Origin of the sequence: Pseudomonas sp. SWRI81 (assembly GCF_014268545.1) — a bacterium.
Lineage (GTDB): Bacteria > Pseudomonadota > Gammaproteobacteria > Pseudomonadales > Pseudomonadaceae > Aquipseudomonas > Aquipseudomonas hamedanensis.
On the sequence record NZ_JABWQS010000011.1, the window covers coordinates 14,811 to 39,297 of the forward strand.

Below are 24,487 nucleotides of genomic sequence, written 5' to 3' on the forward strand. Positions count from 1 at the left end.
CTGCCACCGTTTTTACGCCGCGTCTTGCGGCCGTTGCTCGATCCGTTTCGGCGTTATCGCCACGCCCGTCTGATTCATGCGGTGCGGGTAGCGCTGGGGTTGCTGGCGACGATTCTGTTGACCACCGGCATCAACCTGCCCCACGGCGAATGGGCTTCGGTGACGATGCTGGTGGTGATCGGCGGCTTGCAGCATCACGGCAATATCGGCAAAAAAGCCGCCGAGCGAGCCATCGGCACGTTGATCGGTGCCGGAGTCGGGTTGGCTCTGGTAGCCCAGCACGCGTGGCTCGGCATGCCCTGGCTGACCTATTTCTCGATGGCTGTGGTCTGCGGGTTCTTTTCCTATCACGCCATCGGCAAGGGCGGCTATACCGCGCTGCTTTCAGCCATTACCGTGTTTATCGTGGCCGGACACGGTGACAACCCGATCACCGATGGTTTGTGGCGCGGCGTCGATATCCTGATCGGCATCGCCCTCGCCCTCGCCTTCTCGTTTGCCTTGCCGCTGTATGCGGTGTACTCGTGGCGCTACAACCTCGCTGATGCCTTGCGCGACTGCGCCACGGTGTACGGGCGCATCATCAGCGGCCAACCGGTCAGTGCCGACGAGCACGTGAAGCTGATGAGCCGCCTCGGCGCGGTGATGGTGCAACTGCGCTCGCTGATGCCGTCAGTGTCCAAGGAAGTGAAAATTTCCATGACCGAACTCGATGCGATCCAGCGCAACCTGCGCATGTGCATCAGCACCCTGGAGATTCTCGGCAACATCCGCCCGAACGCCAGCGATGCGCACGCCATGGCCCATTTGCAAACCGCGTTGAAGGCCGAGCATCGGCAGATTCGCGTGCAACTGATCGGCATGGCCCGCGCCTTGAAAAGCGGCGCGACCCAGCGCCTGGACCGGCCTGTGGAACTGCCGCAGGTCCATCTGGATGCACCGGTTAACAACACGCTGGACGGTTACCGGTTACTGACCCTCCAATTGGCAGCCAATGTCAGCGAACTGCGCCAGCGCCTGGCCGTGACCGCACCGCGCTGGAACATCTGACCGTCATTGCGCAGCCAGGCGCCGCGTCTTCAGGCCCCAGCCCTGTTGCATACCCGCCGCGGCCAGCAGAATCGCGGCGACGCCGAGCCATTGCAGGGTTTCGAGGCGATGACCGAAAGCGAACCAGTCAACAAAGATCGCTGCAATCGGGTAGATGAATGACAACGCGCCGGTCAACGCGGTTGGCAATTTCTGAATCGCGCCGTAGAGCAAGACATACATCAGGCCGGTGTGCACGATCCCCAGCGTGATCAGACTGGCCCAGGCACTCGGCGCTTGCGGCAATGCGCTGAAATGCGCAAACGGCGCCAGCAACAGCACCCCGGTGCATACCTGAATCAGTGCAATCAGATGAGGCGGCGTGCCCGTCAGGCGCTTGATGATCAGCGCCGCAATCGCATAGAGCAGCGCCGCGCCCAATGCCAAGGCGATACCCGTCAGATAATCGTTGCCGCTCTCACCTTGAGTACCGTGAGCGCTGACAATCGCCAGCATGCCCATGAACGAAATCGCCAGCCAGAACAGCTTCTGCAGAGTGATTTTTTCGCCCAGAAACAGCGCCGCCAGCCCTACCAGCATAAACGGCTGTACGTTGTAGACCGCCGTACCGATCGCGATAGAGGCTTTGGAGTACGAGGCAAACAACAACACCCAGTTGCCGACAATCGCCATGCCGCTGAGCACCGCCAGCAGAAACGTGGTACGGGTCAGAATGCCCGGGCGCAGAAAGCCGAACGCCGCGCAAATCAGCAACAACGTGCCGGCGCCGAACACGCAACGCCAGAACACCACGTCGAGTACCGGTTGCCCGGAGACCAGCACAAACCAGCCGATCGTTCCGGATATCAGCATGGCAGCGGTCATTTCCAGCGAACCGCGACGGATTGTCTTGTCCATCTTTTATCTCCTGAGTCTGTGGCGAAAGCATGGCAAAAGTATGCCCGGCGCGCGCCGGGCTTCTCCAGCGCATAAACAAGGCTAAACTTGCGCTTCACCTTTTTTATCGCGGGTGTTTTTCACCAAACGCCTAATGCCGGAGTTGCTCATGACCGATGACATTGACCAGATCCTGATCAGCGCCCTGATGGAAGACTCGCGGCGCTCGCTCAAGGCGTTGGCGCAGATAAGCGGTTTGTCTTCGCCCAGCGTTGCCGAACGCTTGCGCCGTCTGGAAGAGCGCGGCGTGCTCAAGGGCTACACGGTGGAGATCGATCCAAAGTGCTTCGGCTATCAATTGCAGGCAATCGTCCGCGTGCGGCCACTGCCGGGGCAGTTGCAGGAGGTCGAACGGCAGATCCTGTCGATCCCCGAATTTACCGAATGCGACAAGGTCACCGGCGAAGATTGCTTCATCGCGCGCCTGCATGTGCGTTCGATGGAACAGCTCGACACCCTCCTCGACCGCCTCAATACCCTGGCGGAAACCAACACCGCGATCGTCAAGAAAACCCCGGTCAAACGTCGTTTACCGCCAATGGCGTAGCCGGGGCACTTTATTGCGGACAAGAAAAAACCCGCCGAAGCGGGTTTTTCCGTTGTTGCGTGGCTGCGATCAGTCGTCGCGGCTCATGATGCCAAACAGTTGCAGAAGGCTGACGAACAGGTTGTAGATCGATACATACAGGCTGATGGTCGCCATGATGTAGTTGCGTTCGCCGCCGTGGATGATCGCGCTGGTCTGGAACAGAATGCAGACCGACGAGAACAGCACGAAACCGGCGCTGATCGCCAGTTGCAAACCGCTGATCTGGAAGAAGAAGCTTGCGACGACCGCGCCCAGCAACACGAAGAACCCGGCGGTGATGAAGCCGCTGAGGAAACTCATGTCCTTGCGGGAGATCAGCACGTAGGCCGACAGACCACCGAATACCAGTGCGGTCATGGCGAACGCCGAGCTGACCACTTCGGCGCCGCCCTGCATACCCAGGTAACGGTTGAGGATCGGACCGAGCAGGAAGCCCATGAAACCGGTCAGCGCAAACGCCGACACCAGGCCCCACGCGGAGTCACGGAGTTTGTTGGTGAGGAAGAACAGCCCGTAGAAGCCGATCAGCACCACGAAGATATTCGGGTAGCCGACACGCATCTGCTGCGCCACGAAAGCCATCACGCCGCTGAATGCGAGGGTCAGAGCCAGCAAGCCGTAAGTGTTGCGCAGGACGCGGCTAACCTCTAGCTGCTCAGCCTGCACGCTGTTATTAACTGCGTAATCCTGTTCGCGCATGGCGACACTCCTGTTGGTTGGAAACGTTCAGATGCAAAGATCATAACAGACGCTCTGTAACAAGCCATGCAGAGAGTTTGACAGTGTGTTTCATTCAGGTATTATGGCGCCCGCAACGCAAACGGAGGTGTGGCCGAGTGGTTTAAGGCAACGGTCTTGAAAACCGTCGACTGTAACAGGTCCATGAGTTCGAATCCCATCGCCTCCGCCATATTTGTACCGACAAAGCCCTGATTATTCAGGGCTTTGTCGTTTCTGGCATTCAGAAAAACCGGCTCCCCTCACGTAGATCGCATCCGCATCTTCTCAGCCATTCCCGCCACCCTGCCCTGCTGACACCGTTACGTTGGCGCTGATCAAATCAATCCAGGCAAAGCGCATTGGTTGCATTAACTCCGGAAAACGCTGATTTCTGAAACTGCCAAAGATCTACCTGTGGGAGCGGGCTTGCTCGCGAAAGCGGCGTGTCAGTCGATAATTGTCTCGCCTGACACGCCGCTTTCGCGAGCAAGCCCGCTCCCACATTCGATAGGCGCTGGCTTTCAAAAATGGGCAGCTTTCGACCCGAAGCGGACGCCAAGGATTGCCGGCGGAGAGAGTTTCCTGATGCCTTTGTGCGCCGTATAGTGGTAATACTTTTTCGGTCAAAGGAATGGCTATGAACCCGCTAAGCGGCCTGCCCGTCGGTGAAATCGGCGACCGTGACACTGTAAATGTCACGTCGCATTGCGCGAAAAGGGGAACGCCATGCGTGCAGGCGTGACTCTTGCCGGGATTGGCACCACTTTGGCGCTGTTGCCTGCATCGCCAGCCCAGCCTGCAACCCTGCCGCCAGTCACTGTCAACCAGCGTGGTATCTCAGTGCTGGTACAAGGCTCGGGAACAGATATCATCTTAATTCCAGGATTTGCGTCGTCCTACGAAGTCTGGGCTGATTTGGCCTCCAGATTACGGCATAGCCACCGTCTCCATCTCGTGCAGGTAGCTGGCTTTGCCGGCTCGCCTGCCGTATCCAATCCAGACGGGAGAGTCGTCGCGCCGACGGTCGAGGCGATCGCTGAATACATCCGCAGCCAGCGCATCGAGGCGCCGGTGGTCATCGGTCATTCGTTGGGTGGTGAGGTGGCACTGATGCTGGGTGCGCGTCATCCCGATCAAGTGGGACGCCTGATGATTGTCGATGCGATGCCCTTCTATACGTTGCTCTTCTACCCCTCCGCGACCAGTGAAACGGCGACCCCGCATGCTGCTGCGATGCGCGATGCAATGTTGGCGGCAACGCCTGAGCAGGCGCACGCCATGCAGCAGGCCGCCATCGCCCGTCTCGCTAAAACTGAAGCGGTCAGGCCAGGCCTGGTCGCAGCTGGGATGAACTCGGACCGAAAGACGATGGCCGATGCCATGTATGAACTGATGGTCACCGATCTCCGGCCTGAGCTTGAACGCATCAAGGTGCCTGTCGAGGTCGTCTATGCCTACGACCTGCTTTACGGCGTAGAGGCATCCCACATTGATGCAATGTTCCATAACGCTTATGCCTCGACCCCAAATATCAGCTTCAGGCGCATTGACGGCAGTTTTCACTTCATCATGCTTGATCAGCCAGAACTGTTCGCCAGTGCTGTCATCAAGTTCCTGAACCGGTGAGCGACGGTGGGGTATCTAGAGCGATGAATCAGCGTTAAAGGGCACAGGATTCGTTGCCGCTCTAAAACAAAAGGGGACTGATTTATTTCTCAGATTCATTTCTCAGAAAATAAATCAGTCCCCTTTTCTACACATCGGGGATTACCAGATCGATACAAGTGTCTATGCACACTCCACGTCGTCGTTCTTCAGGGTGCCATAGAACGAGCCATTTGCCGGCTGGCGCCGGGTGGCTGTCCGGTGATGCGCTTGAAGGCGCGGCTGAAGGCTGCCTGAGAGGTGTAGCCCAGGCGCTGCGCCACGGCCTCAATAGGCAGTCGCTCGAGACTTAGCCATTGATTGGCGAGGCGCATCCGCAGTTCAGTCACATAGCGCAGCGGGGGGATGCCGATAGTGGCCTGGAAGCGTTCCGCGAAGACCGAGCGAGAGGTGTTACATTGCGCAGCCAGTCCCGCTACCGTCCAGTCACGCGCCGGCTCCCGATGCAAGGCCAGGAGCGCGCGGGCCAGCCTGGGGTCTCGTAACGCGGCCACCAGGCCAGAGGCGTTGCCGCAGGCGCATTCAACCCAGCCACGGACGATCATCGCTGCCACTACGTCGGCGAGACGAGCGAGGATGCCTGCGAAGCCGATGCGTGCGGAGCGAACTTCGTGCTCCATGGTCGCGAGAATTGGCATAAGCCCAGGGTAACGCTGCCCCCTGGCATCAATCAGCATCAGATCTGGCATCAACCCGCCGAGGCCTTGCATGCTTCCGAGTTCGAACTCCATGCAGCCGCTAAAGATAAGGGTGCTGGGGCTGACTTCGGCACCAGGAGAAGCATCCACCGCGCAGACCGCCTCGCTGAGTGGGGCCGCGTCGAAGCTGCCGATGTCATGGGCGGGTACGTCCTGGCTTGAGAGAAGCTGATGGGCTTCACCCTGGGCGATGAACACGGCGTTGCCGGCCGACAACTCGTACAAAGAGCCGTTCTGCGCACGCAGGACGGCTGTGCCGGCGGCGAGGAAGTGGAAGTAAGCGTGTCCCGGTTTGGCAGCAAAACCCAGCCCGAAGGAGGGTCCGGCCTGGATGCGATGGTACTCGACGCCCCGCAGGCGCATACCGCGTAATAGTTCGCTGATGAGATCGGACGATAAGGCGAACTGATTTAGAGGTGTCATTTCGGGGTTTCGGTCAAAAACTAAAGACTTTGCATCATAGAACATCCTGGTCTGCGTCCATAGACTTCTGGTTGAGATAATTTCCAGAGGTATTTAATGATGAGTAATGGGGTGTGTGACGTTGTAGCTGATGCGCGCTTTGGCAATGAGACTGATGTCGAGCCAGCGATGCCGGCCTGGATGGCGGTATTCTCGCTGGCGATGGGCGTGTTTGGATTGTTGACGGCGGAGTACCTTCCGGCCAGCTTGCTGACGCCGATGGCCGTTGAATTGGGGGTGTCGGAGGCCTTGGCGGGGCAGGCGGTGACAGTGACGGCGGTAGTGGCTCTGTTCTCCGGACTACTGGTGCCAGGCTTGACGCGAGGGATCGACCGGCGAGTGGTATTGCTGTGTTTTTCCACGCTGATGATTGCCTCTAACTTGCTGGTGGCTTTCTCCTCCAGCCTGATGGTGCTGTTGATCATGCGGATTTTGCTGGGCATCGCACTGGGCGGCTTCTGGAGCATGGCGGCGGCAGTGGCGATGCGCCTGGTGCCGGCGGCGCTGCTGCCACGAGCCCTGTCGATTATTTTCAGCGGTATTGCAGTGGGCACTGTGGTGGCGGTGCCGCTCGGCAGCTATCTGGGCGGGCTGTATGGCTGGCGCAGTGCTTTTGTGGCCGCCGCCGCCGTCGGGGTAGTGACGCTGGTTTTTCAGCTTTTCACGCTGCCGCCTTTGGCACCGCGCAGGACGGCGCGGTTGAGAACGGTGCTTGAAGTGCTGCTGCGTCCGGGCATTGCCGTGGGCATGCTGGGTTGCGTGCTGGTGCACACAGGGCACTTCGCGTTGTTCACCTACATCCGGCCGTTTCTGGAAAGCACAACCGGCGTAGGGGCAGAAGGGTTGGCGTTGATGCTGCTGGGTTTCGGCGCGGCTAATTTCGTCGGCACGCTGCTGGCTGGCTGGCTACTTGAACGCAGCCCGCGCGGGACGATGGTAATGATGCCTGCGCTGGTCGGTGTTGCAGCATTAGCCCTGGTGTTGCTGCCTGCTTCTGTGCCGTGTCAGGCGTTGTTGTTGGCACTCTGGGGCATGGCTTTCGGCGGTGTACCAGTGGCGTGGTCAAACTGGGTAGCCCGGTCGGTGCCAGATCAGGCGGAAAGTGCGGGAGGAATGGTAGTGGCCTCGGTGCAGTCTGCGATCGCTGCGGGTGCTGCTGCCGGGGGCGCTATGTTCAGTGTCAGTGGCATCGCCGGCGTATTTGTCGCCGCTGGCATCCTGATGCTGCTCGCAGCGCTGTTGATCGGGATGCGAGTCAAGGTCGAAGCGCCAAGGCACGGCGCAGGGGGGGCCCCGGTTCTGCATCTATAAGACTGTATGGTGACTTGTTCGGGGTCAGCGAATGGCAGCTTATGGCCGAAAGCGCGCGCAACGATGAAACCCATCGCCCTTGCTTTCACCTCGCCGATTGCTGGCCAGGTTAACGGTGCCCGCCCTAAAGCGGGCACCGCTTCCTGTATGGGAAAAAGTCCTCGACGCCTGCTTACCAGTTGTAACTCACTTTGGCGGTAATCTCGCGGCCCGGGTTGTAGAAGTTTGCGGTGCCGGAACCGACCACGTGTTGCTCATCCAGCAGGTTGCTGACGTTCACCGCAAGGTCGGTGCCCTTGGCGATCTTGTAGTTGAAGGCGGCGTCGAACAGCGTGGTGCCATCGCTTTTGCCGGAGTTGGCCGCATCGAAGTAATAAGAGCCGACGTAGCGCGCACCCAGGCCAACGCTGACGTCAGTGCCGGGCACGTCGTAATAACTCCAGAGCGAAGCGGAATGCTTGGGTGCCGTGGAGAACTCATTACCCTTCAGGGAGCTGCCGTCGTACAACGAACCGCGCAGTACCTCGGACTCCATATAGGAATAGCCACCGATCAGGCTGAGGTTCTGCGTCACCTGCGCCTTGGCCTCCAGGTCGAGGCCACGCGCCCGCGACTCGCCCACTGTCTGTTGCTCAATGATGCCGCTCGGCAGAACCACGGCGATGGTAACGTTTTCCTGAGTCAGGTCGTAAACGGCGGCGGAAAACAGGGCGTCCATCCCCATCGGCGCATACTTCACGCCCACTTCGTACTGCCTGCCCGTCTGCGGTGTTACGCCAACCTGCGGCGGCGATACGGATTCGACCATGCTCACATAGGTGGACACCTCATCGTTGACGATATAGGTCAACGCACCTCGGTAGGAGGTTTCGGAGAAGGTGTCTTTCTCCGTGGACTGCAAACCTTTGCTGGTCAGGTCCATCGAGTCGTTGCGCACACCCCCGGTGACGATGAAGCGCTCGTAGAACGACAGGTTCTGCTGAAGGAATACGGCCTTGGTGGTCGCGTCTCGCTTGTTGACCGCATACGGCGTGATTGAGCGTGAAACGCCCGTAAACACGGGATTTGCAATGTCGATCGGGGCCGTCAGGGCGTAGACCGAGCTTTCCCTGGTGGTCGAATCGAGGTACTCCACGCCCACCAGGCTGCTGCTGTCGATGTTCTCGAAACGGGCATCGTATTGCAGCATCAGATTGCCGTTGAACTGGTCGGCTTCAGTGTCTGTTCCAAACAGGTACCGGTCAACGCTAGTACCGACACGTGCGGCGCTGTCGCTGATATAAACGTAGCCAAAATCATCGGTCAACTTGCTGTAACGCAGATTGCTGCGCAGTACGAAGCCGTTGTCGAAATCATGGGTGACGTTACCGCTGAGGCTGGTGCGCTCGACATCGTGGAAGTTGTAGCTGGGCTCGCCATAAAACTTGCTGCGGTCGTACTCTTTATCCAGCGGATAACCGCCGCTGTTGGGCGAACTTTCAGTTTTCAGATAGTCCAGAATCACGGTGGCGGACGTGTAATCCGTCGGTGCCCAGGTCAGGCCACCCATAAACAACTGGTTGTCGTCCTGTGAGTGATCGTACTCGCGGTCGCTGTTTTGACCTTTGGCAGTGAAGCGGCCTGCCAGGGTTTTCTCGTCGTTCAGTGCATCCCCCACATCGATGCCTGTCTCGACATGGTCAAACGAACCGTAGGTCACATAGCCTTGGCCAAACTGCTCGAAGCGCGGCTGTTTGGTCACGAAATTCACCGAACCGCCGGGGTCCGCGGGGCCAAACAGTGTGGAGTTGGCGCCACGCAGAATCTCGATGCGCTCATAAGCGAATGGATCTTCGCGTACGCCGCGCATCGAACTCAGGGTCAAGCCGTCACGGTAGGTGGTGGCCTGGAAGCCGCGGATCTGGAAATAGTCGTTGCGGTCATCCGTGCCATAGAAGTCACTGACCACGCCCGGCGTGTATTGCAGCGCCTCTTCCGTGGTGCTGACGCTGCGCTGTTGCATTTCCTTGTTGGTAACGACTGATACCGATGCCGGTGTATTGAGAATGCTGGTTGCCACTTTGCCGCCAACCCAAAGCTCCTTGGCGACCACCGAGTTGGCGTCGTCGTCGGCGCTGACCCTGACCTTGGCATTGATGATGAGGGGAGCAAGGCGATAGTCCTCGACGGCCGTTGCGTCGAGCTCCAGCGGGCCGGCGGACTTTGCTTGAGGGACCAGCAGGTAAGCATTCGGGCCTTGCTGTTCGACCTGCAGTTCGCTTCCCTGTAGCAACGATGACAGCGCTGCCGACGTATCGAGCGTGCCATTCACGCCGGCCGTGGTGCGGTTCATTACACTCGATGCGTCGAAGGAAAGACTGATGCCCGCCTCGCGCGCAAAGCGGTCAAGCGCCGGCGCCAGTGGGCCGGCTGCGATGTTCCACTGCTTGACTTGATTGCTGTGGTCAGCGCCTGAGGTTTGCGCCAGCGATGGCAATGCGTAGCTGCTCACGATCAAACCTAGAATCGCGCCGTGCAAGGCACGATTTAATGGATGGCGCTGTGAAACAGGGGACGAACTCATTTTCTCGCTCCAAGAAAGGACATCGGCAACTGGCCTGTATTCCGGCCTTCCTTAGAGGTCGAACGAGAATGAGAAACCACCTCATTATTTTTCAGGGTGCACACGTTCTGATGGATTCAGGTGGCAGCGGTCAGGGTCACCCAGTAACGGGTCCGGTAATCAATGTGCAAGCGCAGTGACTGCGCGATCAATGCCAGGACCTGATCATTGTCGGCGAGCTGGAAGGTGCCGGAAACGCGACGATCAGCGACTTCGTCGGCGCAGCGCAGTATCCCGGGACGATAACGCGACAACTCCGCGATGAAATCACTGAGGCGCATATTGCGCGCACTGATTACTCCGTCCCCCCAACTCCACAAATCAAGGCCGTTGTCTCCGAGCATTCGGGCACCACTTGATGTGAACAGCAGCTGATTTCCCGCCTGGACGCTGGGACTCGCAGCCGTTTGGCTGGAGCCGGGGAAAACCGTGACCGATCCTTGCTGAGCCGCGACCAGAGTGCCATCGTCACGCTCGCATACCAGAAAGCGGGAACTCTGAGCACGCATGATCCCGTCACGTGATTGCACCCAGAACGGTCGCGCTTGAGGCGAGTGTTGATCCGGACCGACATTCACGATGATTTCACCACGTCGCAGAATGATCAGGCGTCGCTGGGCGTCGAAATCGCTGTCGACGGCGCTATCGCTATTGAGCTGGACAAGGCTGCCATCATCGAGCTGGAAGCGTCGTTGCTCGCCGGTGCTACTGCGCTGCTGCGCGAACATGGTGGGTACGGGTGTGTAGTCCCGGCCGAGCCAGGCTGCCGTACCAACAGTCGCCAATAGGCCCAGTAGCTTCAGGCTTTCTCGCCGACGCATTCCTTGCCGGGTGCCGTTAAGGGTTTGTCGGGCCAGTTGAGCTGGCACGCCTGCGAGTTCATCGCCAAGCGTTTCCACACGCTGCCACGCCAACCCATGCTCCGGGTGCTGCTGGAGCCAGTGCTCAAAAGTGCGCTGTGTCTGTTCATCGGCTTGATTGAAGCGAAGGCGCACCAGCCATTGGATCGCCTGCTCGACAATCGCCGGATCCGGCGCCTGCGGCTCACGACTCGACATAACGCACGCGATAGCAGTGTTGCAGAGCCGTCGCCAGGTCGCGCTCCACCGTCGCGCGGGAAACACCCAGCTTTTCGGCTATTTGCGCGCACGTCAGGCCGTCGAGTCGGGCCAATAAAAACGCCTGGCGAACTCTCGGTTTAAGCGAACCGAGCATGCGGTCTATGCGCTCGAGCGCATCAAGAATCATCAGCCGGCTCTCTTCCGAGGGAACCTCGTGTTGAGGCAGCAACGTGATGCTTTCCAGGTAGGCACGTTCGAGTTCGCGACGACGATACTGATCGATCATCAGTCCGCGGGCGATACTGCTCAAATAGGCGCGTGGTTCGCGCAAGGGGCTGGACTGGCGGGATTTGAGCAGACGCACGAAGGTGTCCTGCGCCAAATCAGCTGCGTTATCGCGACAGCCGATGCGTCGGACTAGCCAGCCGTGTAACCACGAGTGATGGGTGCGATAGAGCAGCCCTAGATCTGCAGTACCTAGTGTTTCATCGCTGCGCATCGGAATCTCGGAAAGTACATAACTGATAATTACTCGCATTCTACTCGCGCGACGGGTCTCAGGTAAATACGCGGCGCTCAGTGTCCGCTTTTGGCCGAACGCTATCGTTCAGCAGAGGCTGCGAGCGAAAGAATGTAATCCTGCGCTTGGAAGATTTGAGCGTCTTATGTACGACAAAGCCCTGATTATCAGGGCTTTGTCGTTTGTTGCGGTTTAGCTTCCCCGACGCTCTGGCCTCAGGATGCATCAATCCATATCGTCTTTATTTCAGTGTACTGGTCGTGCGCCCAGATCGATTTGTCGCGGCCGCCAAATCCCGATTCTTTATAGCCGCCGAACGGCGTCGAAGCGTCACCCTCGCCGAAGCAATTAACCGTGACAATCCCGGCGCGGATGCCACGCGAGAGTTTCAGTGCATGGCGCAGGTTGCCGGTGTACGCAGAGGCCGCCAGACCATAGGCAGTGTCATTGGCCAGAGCGATGGCTTCGTCTACCGTCCGGAAAGTGGTGACGCTCAAGACCGGGCCGAAGATTTCTTCCTGGAACAGGCGACTGTCGCGGCTCACGCCATCGATGATGGTGGGCTCGACGAAAATATCGTTAGTCGTATTGCCGCCCGCCAGTACGCTGAGGTTTTCGTCCCTGGCCACGTCAAGATAAGACCGTACCTTGTCGAAGTGCGCTTTGCTGATCATCGAACCCAAGCGGTTTTCAGGGTCCAGTGGGTCGCCCATTTTCCAGTCGCCAAGATGCACCTGCACACGCTGTAACAGCTCGTCCTTGATGTCGGTATGAACGAGCAAGCGGGACGAGGCCGAGCAGTTTTCGCCCATATTCCAGAACGCACCGTTGACCACGTGCTGGGCGACCAGGTCGATATCTTCGACATCATTCATCACGACGGCGGGGTTCTTGCCGCCACATTCGAGCACGATGCGCTTGAGGTTGGATTCGCTGGAATATTTGAGGAACAGCCGCCCGGTGTCGGTCGAACCGGTGAAGCTGACCATCGCCACGTCGGGGTGGCGCCCCAGCGGTTCGCCCGCCTCTTTGCCGCCGCCAGGCACGACGTTGAAGACACCGGCGGGAATACCTGCCTGATGCGCCAGTTCGGCCACGCGCAAGGTGCTCAGCGTGGTTTCCTTGGCCGGTTTGACCACAATCGAACAGCCTGCGGCCAGCGAAGGGCCGATTTTCCAGGCGAGCATCAGCAGCGGGAAGTTCCATGGCAACACCAGCCCGACGACGCCAATCGGCTCGCGCACAACCATGGTGACGGCCCCGGATCCGACGGGCGCCGTCGCGTCGTAAATCTTGTCGATCAGCTCGGCGTGCCACCGCAATGTGTGGATGGTCTCCGGCACGTCGATGTTCTGGCATTCGCGAATGGGTTTGCCGCTGTCCAGGCTTTCGAGCACCGCCAGTTCATGGGCGTTGTCCTCCAGCAACCGGGCAAAACGCAGCAGTACCGATTTACGGGCTGACGGCGCCAATGAGTGCCAGCGGCCGTCTTCGAACGACTCTTTAGCCGCCGCGACGGCCTCATCGACATCATCGGCATTGCACGCGGCAATCTCGGTCAGGACCTGTCCAGTGGCGGGGTTGGTTGTGGTAAAGGTCTGGCCCGACTTTGCGGCGCTAAACCTGCCATTGATAAACGCTTGATGGCGAAACTCAAGCGTCGCCGCCAGCTCACGGTATTGCTCTTTACTCAGCAAGTCTGCCATTTCAAGCTTCCTCGATGATGCGCGCGACGTTCGACTGCAGGGTTTTGATCACGCTCTGCAGTTCGTCCTTTTCGCAAGGTTCCAGCGGCTGCAGGGGCGCACGAACGCCACCGGCACGCAGACCGCTGAGTTCGCTGCCATGTTTGATCGATTGGACAAACTTGCCACTTTCAAGGACATCCATCAGCGGCAACATCGCCGACATGATCCGACGGCCCTTATCGAAGTTCTTCTCGATCACGCAGGCTTCGTAAAGCGCAATGTGCTCACGGGGGATGAAGTTCGAACCGGCGCACACCCAACTGCGCGCTCCCCAGGCAAAAAACTCCAGCGCCTGATCATCCCAGCCGCAGGAGATCTGGATCTGCGGATGTGCGTGAGCCAGTCGATGCAGACGGCTCATTTCGCCGGAGCTTTCCTTGATGGCAGCGATGTTCTTGCAACCGGCAATGGCCTGGAAAAACTCATCGCCCATCGCAACGCCCATGCGCGACGGATAGTTGTACAGCATGATCGGCAGCCCGGCGGCCTTGTCGACAGCGAGCACGTGGGCGGCGATCTCCTTCTGAGTTGGCAAGGCATAGGGCGGCGAGCCGACCAGAATCGCGTCCGCTTTCAGTGTCTTTGCCTTCTCGGCGAAGTACACCGAGTCTTCAGTGCGGATGCCGCCAGTGCCGACCACCAGTGGCAAGCGCCCGCCAATCACCTCTTTTGCCCGCTTGGCCACTGCCACGCGCTCCTCAGCGGTATGCGCATAGTACTCGCCGGTCGAACCGCCAATCACGATGCCGTGAACCCTGGACTCGATCAGGTACTCGATCACGTCGGAGAAGGCCGAATAGTCGAGCTGGCCATCGGCGGATAACGGGGTAATGGCCGGGGTAAAAATTCCATCAAAGTTCATCGCGTTTTCTCCAGGGGTTCAATGTAAAAAATACTCGGGCAACAGGAGGTTCAGCTCTCTCTCCCGGCGCGGTACTGCCCCCACTTGAGGTTCATGTTCACCCCAAGCGAAAGGAACGGTTCTGGCGGGTTGCTGTTGGGCCCCGGGGTTTGCAGCAGAAAATTGATCAGTTCGTCACGCTGCCCTCCCAGCCAGTCGGCCAGCAACTTGCCGGTGACAGTTCCGCGCGTCACCCCGAGCCCGTTGCAGCCCAGCGCGCCATAGACATTCGGCGCCAGTTCACCGAAGAAACCGTTGTGATTGCGCGACATGGCCAGCGCGCCACCCCAGGTGTAGTCGAAGGTCACGTTCGGCAACATCGGAAAGCGCTGATCAAAAGAGGCCTTGTGCCGACGAACGAAACGCTCGTTGTATTTGCGGTTGCTACGGCCATCGGGGTTGAAGGTGAAACTGTTGCGAATGAGCAAGCGGTTATCCGGCGTGCGGCGCACGGTAGTGCCGAACGGATCTGCCGGGATCGCGCCCCAGAAAGGTTTGCCGCCCAGGCGCGCCTGTTCTTCATCCGCCAGCGGTCGAGTGATGCTCGCGTAGGTGTAGATCGGCAACATGCGCCCCTGCAGAAAACCGAAGCGCATGCCGAACGAGTTATTCGCCAGAATCAGTTTGTCGGTGGTGATGCTGCCGTGGGCGTGTTTAAGAAGGGTCTTGGCGCCATATTCCACTTCGAGAATCGGCGTACGTTCATACAGCGTGACGTTCGACGGTAAATGATCGGCCAAACCTTTCACCAGGCCGGACGGCTGCAGCAATACGGCACCCGGAGTGAACAATGCCTGGCGGTAAAACCGCGTGCCCAGATGTTCGGGCAATTCCTCGGCATCGATCATTTGAAATGGCTGATCGAGTTTTTCCAGGCCGCGTCGATAGGCATCAAGTACCGCAACACCGCGATCTTCCACCGCCGCCTGATACTTACCGCACGCTTTCATCTGACAGTCGATATTGAATTGATCGACCAGCCCGCGAAGTATCGATTGTCCGGCCAGATTGAGTTTCAGACTGGTCCTGGCAAGTGCGATGTCGCCGATGTAATCATCCGCACCAATATCATGGGGAAGATCAATCGCAAAACCGGCGTTGCGACCTGAAGGCCCCAGCCCTACTTCCTGAGCTTCTACAAGTACCACTTCGTCGCCGGGGAAATTCAACGCCAGTTGCCGCGCGCAGGCCAGTCCGGTGAAACCGGCACCGATAATCACCCAGCGCGCCGAACGGTGGCCGCGGTGCGCGGGCTGGGGACTGCGCGGCTTGCTCAGATGAAACCAGCCACAACTATCATCATCGGCAGGCAATGAACTGACTTTCATAATGTTCAACCGTTATTCGTTGAAGTTGCAAAACGCACGCGGCACACAGCAAACGCACGCAGTGGCGTTGTTTGGAAAACTTGCAAAACCGGCTTTTTCCCTATCGTCAGGGTTAACCGTTCGACTCAGGAACTGGCAGCCAGGGCGTGTCCGCGGCTGGCACAGTCGCTGGCGTAGTAATAATCCCTGAAGGTCATGGGCGATAAACCGAACAGATCCTTGAAACGCTTATAGAAGTGCGGATAACTGATGAATCCGGTGGCCAGCGCTACATCTGTTAGCGACCGGTCACTTTGCACAATAAGTTGTCGAGCCCGAGTCAGCCGCAGCTCCAGGTAGTACCGATTCGGTGCTGCGTTGAGGTAGCGGGAAAACCGTCTTTCCAGCTGCCGGCGGGACACGCCGGTCTGACTGGCGATTTCATCGATTTCCATCGGCTCCTCAATGTTGTTTTCCATCAGGTCGAGGGCGATGTTCAGCGGCTTTGGAATCGCTGCCGGACGAACACTCTCGGCAGTTATCGCAGGCTCGCCCTGTCCAGGCTGGTGAAGCCGTTTGATTTCATCGACCAGGGCAGCATCGCTCCGCGAGCCCAGTTCCTGCATGATCGCCAGGGTCATACCCAGCGCTGCATGAGCACTGGCACAAGTGGCTCGGCGCTGAGCGCAGATGAAGTCGAGACCGGACGCCTTCAACTGCGGGAAATATTCGCTGATCAAAGCGCGACTGTCGCTGTGACAGGCAAACTCATGAGTGTCCAGCAAGCCGGCATCGGCCAGATAGAACGCGGCGTTCCAGCATCCGGCGACGATGCCTTTGCTGGCAGCTTTTTTCAGCACTCGGCGCAGCAGCGGTTGAGACGCAAGCCTGACACGCTGACCGCCGACCACTATCACCGCATCATGAGTGAAGCCTTCCGCGACCAGTCTCTGCGAAGACACCGGCACGCCGATATCGCTTTCGACCAGCCCACCCTTGAGCGAACAGGTCGCCACTTGGTAAAGCGTCTCGCCATTGATCAGGTTACCCGTGACCAGCGCATCCATCGCCGTGGAAAGGGTTGTCAACGAAAAATGGTCGAGCAGAACAAAGGCCACCCGAACGACGCGTTCACGTCCCGGGACCGACGTGGATTGTCGAAACCGGATGTTCTGTTGCTTCAACGGACTCTGAAAGGTTTCCATCTTTCGTTACTCACTCGCCTGAACGCTTACCCGCGGCGCGAACAGTGGCGACCGGCTGACCCGCCGCCACGTGCAGTCGAACCGATTACTTTGCCGCCGCACGTGCATCGCTCAACCAGCCGTCGTAGGCCTGCTGGTTGGCCTTGATCCATTCGGCCGCGTGACGCTTGATGTCGGCGAGCGATTTTTCACCGTTTTGCATGCGCAGGTTTTGCGCACTCTCAGCGCTGGTGGGAATGCTGACTTCGGAGAGAAACTTACGTGCTACCGGATTCTTCTCGGCGAACTCCTTGTTCATCACGGCATTGATGGTGTCCACCGGGAATCCGAGATTTTTACCGTCATGGAAAGTCTCTTTGCTGTCCTTGCCATCGGGCAGCGCAGTGAACGGTACCGGCAGCCACACCACGTCCCGCCCTTCCACCAGCACGCCGGCAATCCACTGCGGCACCCAAGTGAAAAACAGCACCGGCTTGCCCTGCTGATAACGCGCAATGGTGTCGGCCATCAGCGCGAAGTAGGAGCCGCGGTTATCGACCACGGTCGGCCCCAGGCCGTAGGCTTTCATGTGGTGCTCGATCATGATCTCGCAGCCCCAGCCCGGGTTGCAGCCGGTCAGGTCGGCTTTGCCATCGCCGTTGCTGTCGAACAATTTGGCGATTTCAGGTTTCTTCAGGTCAGACAGATCCTTGATCTGGTAGGCCTCGGCGGTTTTTTTGTCGATCATGTAGCCCTGCAGCACGCCTTTCATGATCTGCCCGACCTTGACCATTACGTCATCGCCGCCGGCCTTCTCGTAAAACGCCTGGTGCAGGTGCTCCCATTCATGCACGGTGAAATCCGCATCGCCGTAAGAGAGCGCGAGGAACATCGCCGGATAGTCGACCTCTTTCGGCGGCTTGACGTCATAGCCCAGTTCCTTGAGACCGGCGAGCACGACCTCACCCCGGAAGCGCTCTTCGGCGATGCTCGGGAAGATCGGCGTAATCGACACACCGGCACCCGGTTTGTTGGCGTCTGCTGCGTAAACCGCCGAGCCCAACACCGTGCCGAACACCGTAGCCACCAGGCTCGCAATCAGGCTTTTCTTCAGATTTGTCAGTTTCATTTTTCACCACGCTTGGAATGTTTGAGGGGTGAGCAGGCCAACTTAATTCGTCACCGGACGTGCAACGGTTTTCTTTTTCCTGAGTTTCATCACCAGCCCCAGCGGGCCGGTTTCATACCAGCGCTGACCGGTGGTCAGATCGCTGCTGCGTTCGCCCATGGCCTGGGTCAGCCGGTCGAGGAATACCGCCAGCAGCACCAGCCCGGCGCCGCCAACACTGGCCAGGCCCATGTCGAGACGACCGATGCCGCTCAACACCATCAGGCCCAAACCACCGACCGAGATCATCGAGGCGACCACCACCATCGACAGCGACAACATCAACGTCTGGTTGAGTCCGGCCATCATCGTCGGCGCCGCCAGCGGCAACTGCACTTTCAGCAACATTTGCGTGGCCGTGCAGCCGAACGCTCGTGCAGCCTCGACCTTGTCGGCAGGCACTTGGCGGATGCCGAGGTTGGTCAGCCGCACCAACGGCGCAACAGAGAAGATGATGGTGACGATCACTCCGGGCACGTTACCGATGCCAAAGAGCATGACCACCGGCACCAGATAAACGAACGCCGGCAGCGTCTGCATGGCGTCGAGCACCGGACGGATGATCATTTCGGTGCGATCACTGCGGGCACAGAGGATGCCCAGCGGGATGCCGATGACTGCGCAAAACAATAGCGATGTCAGCACCAGGGCCAGCGTGACCATGGCATCGTTCCATACCCCGATCAGGCCAAGGCCGGTGAGCGTCGCGATGCTGAAGATGGCGATACGCTTGCCGCCGATCTGCCAACTGATCAGTCCGGCAATGATGATAAAGACCGTGGGAGGCACCGAAAGCAGTCCCCACTGCACGCCATCCAGAACCTGGTCGACCGGCCAGCGAATCGAGCGGAAGACTTCGCGAAAGTGACTGACCAGATATTTGAGTGCGGTTTCGACCCACGAGCCCAAGGGAATATTGATGCTCTGGAATGGATCCAGAATATTGAAATCTGACATGGTGCTACCTCGCCCGCAAAAACTGCTTTTATCAATCCTGACTCTTCGGCGTTCAGCTGTTACTTAGGCAACTCAGCAAATGGCCCTGCGAAATCGAACCTTTATAAAGGCCAACTTCGTCGACCACCGGCATCGGTGTTGCCGAGGCAGCGACAATATGAAAGATGTCGCGCAATGAAGCTTCGGCCCTGATAGTTACTTGATTGCCTGGCAGATAAACAACATTGGAGTCCTGCTGTGCTATATCGCCGGCTTTCAATATTCGACTGGTGTCGAAGCCATTAAAGAAGTCGCGCACATATTTATTCGCCGGACTGCACAGCAATTCACGCGGCGTGCCGATCTGCACCACGCGTCCGCCTTCCATGATCGCGATGCGATGACCGATGCGAACCGCCTCTTCAATGTCGTGGGAGATGAAAATGATGGTGCGATCCTGCTCGGCCTGAAGCTTGATCAGCTCGCCCTGCATCTCGCTGCGAATCATCGGATCGAGTGCCGAGAACGCTTCATCCATCAGCAGAATGGCAGGGTCGTTGGCCAGGGCGCGGGCCAGACCGACGCGTTGCTGCATACCGCCGGAGAGTTGATGCGGGAAGCTGAACTCCTGGCCTGACAGCCCGACCTGCTCGAGCGCGCCCATCGCGCGGCAGTAGCGCTCTTTCTCGCTGACGCCGCTGATTTCCAGGCCGAAACTGACATTATCGATGACGCTCATGTGCGGCATCAGCGCGAACGACTGGAAGACCATGCCCATGTCCTTGCGCCGGACCTGCAGCAAGTCCTTGTCGGCTAGACCGGTGATCTCCTTGCCGTTGAGGAAGATGTGGCCGCAGGTCGGTTCGATCAGCCGGTTGAACAATCGGACCATGGTCGATTTGCCGGAGCCGGACAATCCCATGATCACAAAGATTTCACCTCGGCGAACGGAGAAGTTGGCATCGAAAACACCAATTGCCTGACCGGTCTTTTTGAATACTTCGGCTTTCGAGGCGCCCTCTTCTATCATTTTCATCGCCATGGCCGGCTGCGTACCAAAGACTTTGAAAACATTCTTTACGCAGATGATCTCGTCGGAACTTGTCATACCTTGCCTCCTTCGCGTCGCGCCTCTTTTGCTTTGCACGACAAGCAAATCAGCGAAACTGTTTTTGAACGGCAGCGGTAATGAATAAATGTTTTCACGACGGGCTTCCTTTTATTATTTTTGGGGACCCAGGAAAAAGGGATGTTGCAAATCTATTAGCATCGCCCCGCTTAATCCAACTACATTTACAGGGACAATTTGATAACGTCGGGTTATCGGTTTGCGAAGCGGCCATGAAGGATCGGCTGCCTCGCATCCTCAGCGACCGGGTCTATTCCCAAAACGACGCTGGCGTGGCCGTCCGCGGTCGGTTCCGTTACCCTCCTCGCGCTTCGTTGGGGAGCTGTATCGTTAGGAGAGTGTACGAATGACCAAGCATGTCGACCCTGACACTATCTTGCTGAAAATGCCTTCCTTGAGGGCTGTAAAGGCATTTGTCGCCGCTGCCAAATACGAAAGCTTCACCCGTGCCGCCGAGGCTTTATGCGTTTCTCAAGCTGCGATCAGCCGACAGATTCGCGAGCTGGAAAGCTATTTGGGCGCGCAACTGTTTACCCGCGTGGGCCGTGCAGTTGAATTGACCGCCGCCGGCGCGGTGTTCTTTGATGCCGCGCAGCTCTCGTTTGTTAACATTGCCCAGGCCGCCGAACGCATCCGCAGCAGCCAATCGAGCAAAAAAGTGCTGACCGTCTGCTGCTCACCGGCCTTTTCCGCACTGTGGCTGTCGAACCACCTGCAGGAATTCTTCGCCCAGTGCCCGGACATCGAACTGAACCTGATCACCACGCAGAATTTTCTGACCATGGAACCGGGCGTGCAGCCGGACATTTTCATCACCAAGATTTCACGCATCCGCGAAGGTTATAGAAGCTATCCGCTGTGCCACGATGTGATTTATCCAGTGTGCACGCCGCAGTACCTGGAGAAGCACCCGGAAATTTCGACCATTGAAGGTGTACGCGATTCGGCGCTGCTCAACCTCAGCCCGTACGGCCGCTCGCAAGTCGCCGAACACGTCGACTGGGGGGTGTGGCTGGCGTTTCAGGCCATCGATATCGACGACCGGCCGACGAACAGCCCACAGATTTTCAATGCCAACGATTACAACCTGCTGATCAGCATGGTGCTCACCCATCAGGGCATCGCCCTGGGCTGGAATCACCTCGTCACCTCGCTGGTGCAGCAAGGCCTGCTGGTGCGACCGATCGAGCAACAGGTGCAGTTGCGCAACAGCTGGCATTACCTCAGCTGTCGAGAAAACTCGGACAATGAAGATGAATTGCGACGCTTTCGTGAATGGATCCTGACGAAGTTTCCCCGCCGTTGACTCAACCCGCCACTCGTTCGGGCGTTTTGGTTATCAATTGCCCGACGAAAATGTCGCTGGAGCGGCGCCCTGCCCTGACTCATTGTTGAGCGCCGCCGGTTCAGACCGGCCCGGCTCAACTCACTGGAAGGGCTTGCTGAATGTCACTCTTCGAATTCTGTCGCCACTTTGATTTTCTGGATGCTCCGCGCAACACCCAAGCAATCGTGCAAGACAGTCTGCTGGATATCGTTGGGGTCATGGCCGGCGCGGCCAGCAATGACACCACTGTCGCGATGCGGCGCTTTGCCCAGCAACATTACCCGACAGGCGTTTATAACAGCCGTCTGATCTTCGGCGGGCGGCGTGTCAACGTGCTCGGCGCAGCCTGGGCCGGCGGGTTCAGTGCCGACAGCCTCGACGCCCATGAAGGCCATTTCAAATCCAAGGGCCACGCCGGCGCCACCGTGGTGCCTGCCGTGCTGGCGCTTGCCGATGCGCTGCATCATCAAGGCCAGTCAATCACCGGCCGTGAGTTACTGACTGCCTTGTGCATCGGTTACGAAACCGCGTTGCGGGCCGGGTCTGCATTGATGGCGACCTCGCCGACGTATCACGCATCCGGGGGGTTCTCGGCGGTCGGAGTTGTCTGCGCCGGAGCACGGTTGCTGGGTCTGGATGAATCGACGTTTCGCCACGCCCTGGGCATCGCCGAGTACTTCAGCGCGCGTTGTCCGATGATGCGCGTGGTGCAAGCGCCGACGATGCTGCGCGACGCCCATGGCGCTGGGGCCTTTACCGGTTTGAACGCGCTGTTCATGGCAATGGCAGGCATCACCGGTGCGCCGGCAGAAACGGTGGAAGACGTCACGGTCGCCGAACATTGGGTCGATGTCGGTGGCCGCTGGGAGATCGACAGTCAGTACTTCAAGCCCTGGCCGGTCTGCCGCTGGGCACAACCGGCGCTGACTGCGATGCTTGAGCTGCGGCGTGAAAATCCACTGCTCGATGCCGATTCGATTGAAACCCTTCGTGTGGAAACATTCTACGAGTCGATGTGTTTACAGGGCCATACACCGCGCAATGCCGATCAGGCGCAATACGCCCTTGCCTTTCCACTCGCTGCGCTGCTTGTCAGGGGTAAAGTGGGGCCGGAAGAAGTCACCGGTGAAGCCATTTTCGCGGCGGATATTCTGGCGTTGAGCCGCCGCATCGAAATTGTTGAAGCCGCTGATATCTCGGCCCGATTCCCTGACGAAATCCTCTCCCGAGTGAGCGTCACGCTGAAGAACGGCACAGTGCTGGTGAGTCCGCTTACCGCCGCACGTGGTGATCCCGAATCGCCTTTGAGCGCTGAAGAGCTGAACGAAAAGTTTGATCTGTTCGCCCGTGGCCTCGGCCATCAACGCAGTGATGCGTTGAAAACCACGATCAGGCACATCGCTCAAGCGAACTGCGCTGTTAGCGCCCTCGATGCAGTTTTCCAAGCGGTTCAGGCCTTGCCGCTAGCCAATCACTCATAACTACACATCATCGATAACCCCTAGCAAATGTCGTTTGTGATGATCAGCCCGCGCCCGATAGGCTGAGTTCTATCGATGGCTGATTTTTAAAAGTCACGGTTAAAGGTGACCGCACAAGATTGATGTCCCGGGAGGATAACAATGAACAACAACGAATCCGTATTTGACCTGATCGCACAGCGCAAACCGTGGCACTCACTGCCGGGCGCGCTTTACAGCAGTGAGAGCGTTTACCGTCAGGACCTTGAGCAAATCTGGCACAAGGAGTGGATCTTTGCCGGCCACACGTTCGAAATCACCAAGCCGGGGCAGTATTTCACTCTGCAGATCGGTGACTATCCCGTCGCCGTCGTCCGAGGCAAGGATGGAGAGGTTCGCGCGTTCCATAACGCGTGCCGTCACCGAGGCGCAAAAATCTGCGAAGCCGACCACGGCAAAGTCGCGAAAATGGTTTGCCCGTACCACAAGTGGACTTATGAGCTGGATGGCAACTTGTTGTTTGCCGGCAACATGGGCCAGGATTTCGACAAGTCGCAATACAACCTGAAAAGCGTTCACTGCGAGATCGTCGATACCTACATTTACGTCTGCGTCGCCGCCAAAGCCCCTGAGTTCGACGGTTTCCGCAAAGCCGTCAGCCCTTTCATCGCGCCGCATTATCTTGAAAACTGCAAAGTCGCGTTCGAGTCGAACATCATCGAGAAAGGCAACTGGAAACTGGTCTTCGAAAACAACCGCGAGTGCTATCACTGCGACGGTTCCCACCCCGAACTCCTGCATTCGTTCGTCGACAATCTTTCGGTGGGTGGCATCAGTGGCGAAGATGACCCCGAGCTGTCGGCCTATTGGGCCAAGTGCGAGAAGGCCGGGTTGCCAAGCCGGCTGGTCATGGATATCAACGGCCAGTTCCGCATGACACGCATTCCCCTGTCATCCGGTGCCGTCAGCTACACCATGGACGGAAAACCTGCCGTGGCCGGTCGCCTGGACAAGACCACCGAAGCGGACATTGGCGCGCTGCTGTATTTCCACTACCCCTCCACCTGGAATCACTTCCTCGGCGACCACGCGCTGAGTTTCCGCGTTCTGCCAATCAGCGCCACGCAGACGTTGGTCACCACCAAATGGCTGGTGCCCAACACCGCCGTGGAAGGTATTGACTACGACATCGAACGTCTGACCAAAGTATGGATTGCCACCAATGATCAGGACCGCACGCTGGTCGAGGGCACCCAGCGCGGCGTGACCTCGCCCTCGTACGAGCCCGGCCCGTATTCGGAAACGGCCGAGACCGGCGTGTGTCAGTTCGATGACTGGTATTGCGCGACGATGCTGGACCGGCTCAAAGGGCCGATTGCGTTGAAATCTGTTGGCTGACCGACGCGCCTCAAGTTGTAGAGGGCTGCCGTAAAGCGCCTGTTCTATTGAATCCCGGGACGTTCACCCTCCGCCTCCAGCATCTCAACGGATGGTGGAGGCGGCTTTCGTTGCCGAGTCGCTTGCGCGCACAGTAGCGAACCCGCCGTCACCAGCACCGCGCCCCGATGTGAAAATCGGCAAGCTTCACCACGCCAGCTCCGGACAAGGCCATGTCGCGCAACCGATCGAATATCCAGCAAGCCCTGCCGTAGCACAATTGTGCCGCGCAAGGATGAACATACGTTCATCGAAATGAGCCTTCGACGCGTCTAC

The 24,487-nt window shown here is 58.5% G+C and carries 20 protein-coding genes and 1 tRNA gene; 8 read left to right on the plus strand and 13 right to left on the minus strand.

Features of this window, described 5'->3' with window-relative positions:
- Positions 1 to 33: 33 nt before the first annotated feature.
- Complete coding sequence (locus tag HU765_RS09595) at positions 34 to 1,050, plus strand: FUSC family protein (RefSeq protein WP_238344678.1); 1,017 nt, start codon at positions 34 to 36, stop codon at positions 1,048 to 1,050.
- Between the two features lie 3 nt (positions 1,051 to 1,053).
- Here HU765_RS09595 and HU765_RS09600 read toward each other — a convergent pair whose 3' ends face one another.
- Complete coding sequence (locus HU765_RS09600) at positions 1,054 to 1,947, minus strand: DMT family transporter (RefSeq protein WP_186619909.1); 894 nt, start codon at positions 1,945 to 1,947, stop codon at positions 1,054 to 1,056.
- 148 nt (positions 1,948 to 2,095) lie between these two features.
- Here HU765_RS09600 and HU765_RS09605 point away from each other — a divergent pair, with 148 nt between their 5' ends.
- Positions 2,096 to 2,533, plus strand: a complete 438-nt coding sequence (locus tag HU765_RS09605; protein WP_007915449.1) for an Lrp/AsnC family transcriptional regulator — start codon at positions 2,096 to 2,098, stop codon at positions 2,531 to 2,533.
- A gap of 69 nt (positions 2,534 to 2,602) precedes the next feature.
- On the opposite strand, the gene HU765_RS09610 is transcribed toward HU765_RS09605, so the two are convergent.
- Positions 2,603 to 3,274 (minus strand): Bax inhibitor-1/YccA family protein, encoded by a 672-nt coding sequence (locus HU765_RS09610; protein ID WP_042609827.1) that lies wholly within the window; start codon positions 3,272 to 3,274, stop codon positions 2,603 to 2,605.
- 123 nt (positions 3,275 to 3,397) lie between these two features.
- Between HU765_RS09610 and HU765_RS09615 the strand changes: the two genes are divergently transcribed.
- Positions 3,398 to 3,485: transfer RNA gene (locus HU765_RS09615), tRNA-Ser, on the plus strand.
- 536 nt (positions 3,486 to 4,021) lie between these two features.
- Positions 4,022 to 4,921 carry an alpha/beta hydrolase gene (locus HU765_RS09620; protein ID WP_186619910.1) on the plus strand — a complete coding sequence of 300 codons (900 nt, stop codon included), beginning with the start codon at positions 4,022 to 4,024 and terminating at the stop codon, positions 4,919 to 4,921.
- Positions 4,922 to 5,109: 188 nt separating this feature from the next.
- Here HU765_RS09620 and HU765_RS09625 read toward each other — a convergent pair whose 3' ends face one another.
- Entirely contained in the window at positions 5,110 to 6,081 is a 972-nt protein-coding gene (locus HU765_RS09625; RefSeq protein WP_186620173.1) for an AraC family transcriptional regulator, read from the minus strand.
- Positions 6,082 to 6,180: 99 nt separating this feature from the next.
- Between HU765_RS09625 and HU765_RS09630 the strand changes: the two genes are divergently transcribed.
- Positions 6,181 to 7,431, plus strand: a complete 1,251-nt coding sequence (locus HU765_RS09630; protein WP_186620175.1) for an MFS transporter — start codon at positions 6,181 to 6,183, stop codon at positions 7,429 to 7,431.
- A 172-nt stretch (positions 7,432 to 7,603) separates the two neighbouring features.
- On the opposite strand, the gene HU765_RS09635 is transcribed toward HU765_RS09630, so the two are convergent.
- The 10 genes from HU765_RS09635 to HU765_RS09680 form a co-directional block, all read right to left on the minus strand.
- Positions 7,604 to 9,994, minus strand: a complete 2,391-nt coding sequence (locus tag HU765_RS09635; protein ID WP_186619911.1) for a TonB-dependent siderophore receptor — start codon at positions 9,992 to 9,994, stop codon at positions 7,604 to 7,606.
- Positions 9,995 to 10,110: 116 nt separating this feature from the next.
- Positions 10,111 to 11,091, minus strand: a complete 981-nt coding sequence (locus HU765_RS09640) for a FecR domain-containing protein (RefSeq protein ID WP_186620177.1) — start codon at positions 11,089 to 11,091, stop codon at positions 10,111 to 10,113.
- Entirely contained in the window at positions 11,078 to 11,593 is a 516-nt protein-coding gene (locus HU765_RS09645) for a sigma-70 family RNA polymerase sigma factor (RefSeq protein WP_186551390.1), read from the minus strand. The genes HU765_RS09640 and HU765_RS09645 overlap by 14 nt, the downstream gene beginning before the upstream one ends.
- Positions 11,594 to 11,829: 236 nt before the next feature.
- Entirely contained in the window at positions 11,830 to 13,320 is a 1,491-nt protein-coding gene (locus HU765_RS09650; RefSeq protein WP_186619912.1) for an aldehyde dehydrogenase, read from the minus strand.
- 1 nt (position 13,321) lies between these two features.
- Positions 13,322 to 14,224, minus strand: a complete 903-nt coding sequence (locus HU765_RS09655; RefSeq protein WP_186619914.1) for a dihydrodipicolinate synthase family protein — start codon at positions 14,222 to 14,224, stop codon at positions 13,322 to 13,324.
- Positions 14,225 to 14,274: 50 nt separating this feature from the next.
- Positions 14,275 to 15,594 carry an FAD-dependent oxidoreductase gene (locus HU765_RS09660; protein WP_186620179.1) on the minus strand — a complete coding sequence of 440 codons (1,320 nt, stop codon included), beginning with the start codon at positions 15,592 to 15,594 and terminating at the stop codon, positions 14,275 to 14,277.
- A gap of 122 nt (positions 15,595 to 15,716) precedes the next feature.
- A complete protein-coding gene (locus HU765_RS09665) occupies positions 15,717 to 16,775 on the minus strand; it encodes a helix-turn-helix domain-containing protein (RefSeq protein WP_186619915.1) in 1,059 nt (352 codons plus the stop codon).
- Between the two features lie 85 nt (positions 16,776 to 16,860).
- Positions 16,861 to 17,883, minus strand: a complete 1,023-nt coding sequence (gene proX / locus HU765_RS09670; RefSeq protein WP_186619916.1) for a glycine betaine/L-proline ABC transporter substrate-binding protein ProX — start codon at positions 17,881 to 17,883, stop codon at positions 16,861 to 16,863.
- A 42-nt stretch (positions 17,884 to 17,925) separates the two neighbouring features.
- The gene (gene proW / locus HU765_RS09675; RefSeq protein WP_186619917.1) at positions 17,926 to 18,879 is read right to left on the minus strand and encodes a glycine betaine/L-proline ABC transporter permease ProW; all 954 of its coding nucleotides are present in this window, start codon (positions 18,877 to 18,879) and stop codon (positions 17,926 to 17,928) included.
- 52 nt (positions 18,880 to 18,931) lie between these two features.
- The gene (locus HU765_RS09680) at positions 18,932 to 19,966 is read right to left on the minus strand and encodes a glycine betaine/L-proline ABC transporter ATP-binding protein (protein WP_186620181.1); all 1,035 of its coding nucleotides are present in this window, start codon (positions 19,964 to 19,966) and stop codon (positions 18,932 to 18,934) included.
- A 367-nt stretch (positions 19,967 to 20,333) separates the two neighbouring features.
- Between HU765_RS09680 and HU765_RS09685 the strand changes: the two genes are divergently transcribed.
- From HU765_RS09685 to HU765_RS09695, 3 genes are all read left to right on the plus strand, one after another.
- Positions 20,334 to 21,293, plus strand: a complete 960-nt coding sequence (locus HU765_RS09685) for a LysR family transcriptional regulator (RefSeq protein ID WP_186551363.1) — start codon at positions 20,334 to 20,336, stop codon at positions 21,291 to 21,293.
- Positions 21,294 to 21,433: 140 nt separating this feature from the next.
- Entirely contained in the window at positions 21,434 to 22,795 is a 1,362-nt protein-coding gene (locus tag HU765_RS09690) for an MmgE/PrpD family protein (protein ID WP_186619918.1), read from the plus strand.
- A 141-nt stretch (positions 22,796 to 22,936) separates the two neighbouring features.
- Positions 22,937 to 24,172: an aromatic ring-hydroxylating dioxygenase subunit alpha gene (locus tag HU765_RS09695; protein WP_186619919.1), complete on the plus strand. Its 1,236-nt coding sequence runs from the start codon at positions 22,937 to 22,939 to the stop codon at positions 24,170 to 24,172.
- Positions 24,173 to 24,487 lie beyond the last annotated feature (315 nt).

Bases quoted from the DNA above. Each gene is read 5' to 3' on its own strand.
- HU765_RS09600 (WP_186619909.1), bottom strand. From the start codon at position 1,947: ATGGACAAGACAATCCGTCGCGGTTCGCTGGAAATGACCGCTGCCATG.
- HU765_RS09605 (WP_007915449.1), top strand. From the start codon at position 2,096: ATGACCGATGACATTGACCAGATCCTGATCAGCGCCCTGATGGAAGAC.
- HU765_RS09610 (WP_042609827.1), bottom strand. From the start codon at position 3,274: ATGCGCGAACAGGATTACGCAGTTAATAACAGCGTGCAGGCTGAGCAG.
- HU765_RS09620 (WP_186619910.1), top strand. From the start codon at position 4,022: ATGCGTGCAGGCGTGACTCTTGCCGGGATTGGCACCACTTTGGCGCTG.
- HU765_RS09625 (WP_186620173.1), bottom strand. From the start codon at position 6,081: ATGACACCTCTAAATCAGTTCGCCTTATCGTCCGATCTCATCAGCGAA.
- HU765_RS09630 (WP_186620175.1), top strand. From the start codon at position 6,181: ATGAGTAATGGGGTGTGTGACGTTGTAGCTGATGCGCGCTTTGGCAAT.
- HU765_RS09635 (WP_186619911.1), bottom strand. From the start codon at position 9,994: ATGAGTTCGTCCCCTGTTTCACAGCGCCATCCATTAAATCGTGCCTTG.
- HU765_RS09640 (WP_186620177.1), bottom strand. From the start codon at position 11,091: ATGTCGAGTCGTGAGCCGCAGGCGCCGGATCCGGCGATTGTCGAGCAG.
- HU765_RS09645 (WP_186551390.1), bottom strand. From the start codon at position 11,593: ATGCGCAGCGATGAAACACTAGGTACTGCAGATCTAGGGCTGCTCTAT.
- HU765_RS09650 (WP_186619912.1), bottom strand. From the start codon at position 13,320: ATGGCAGACTTGCTGAGTAAAGAGCAATACCGTGAGCTGGCGGCGACG.
- HU765_RS09655 (WP_186619914.1), bottom strand. From the start codon at position 14,224: ATGAACTTTGATGGAATTTTTACCCCGGCCATTACCCCGTTATCCGCC.
- HU765_RS09665 (WP_186619915.1), bottom strand. From the start codon at position 16,775: ATGGAAACCTTTCAGAGTCCGTTGAAGCAACAGAACATCCGGTTTCGA.
- proX (WP_186619916.1), bottom strand. From the start codon at position 17,883: ATGAAACTGACAAATCTGAAGAAAAGCCTGATTGCGAGCCTGGTGGCT.
- proW (WP_186619917.1), bottom strand. From the start codon at position 18,879: ATGTCAGATTTCAATATTCTGGATCCATTCCAGAGCATCAATATTCCC.
- HU765_RS09680 (WP_186620181.1), bottom strand. From the start codon at position 19,966: ATGACAAGTTCCGACGAGATCATCTGCGTAAAGAATGTTTTCAAAGTC.
- HU765_RS09685 (WP_186551363.1), top strand. From the start codon at position 20,334: ATGACCAAGCATGTCGACCCTGACACTATCTTGCTGAAAATGCCTTCC.
- HU765_RS09690 (WP_186619918.1), top strand. From the start codon at position 21,434: ATGTCACTCTTCGAATTCTGTCGCCACTTTGATTTTCTGGATGCTCCG.
- HU765_RS09695 (WP_186619919.1), top strand. From the start codon at position 22,937: ATGAACAACAACGAATCCGTATTTGACCTGATCGCACAGCGCAAACCG.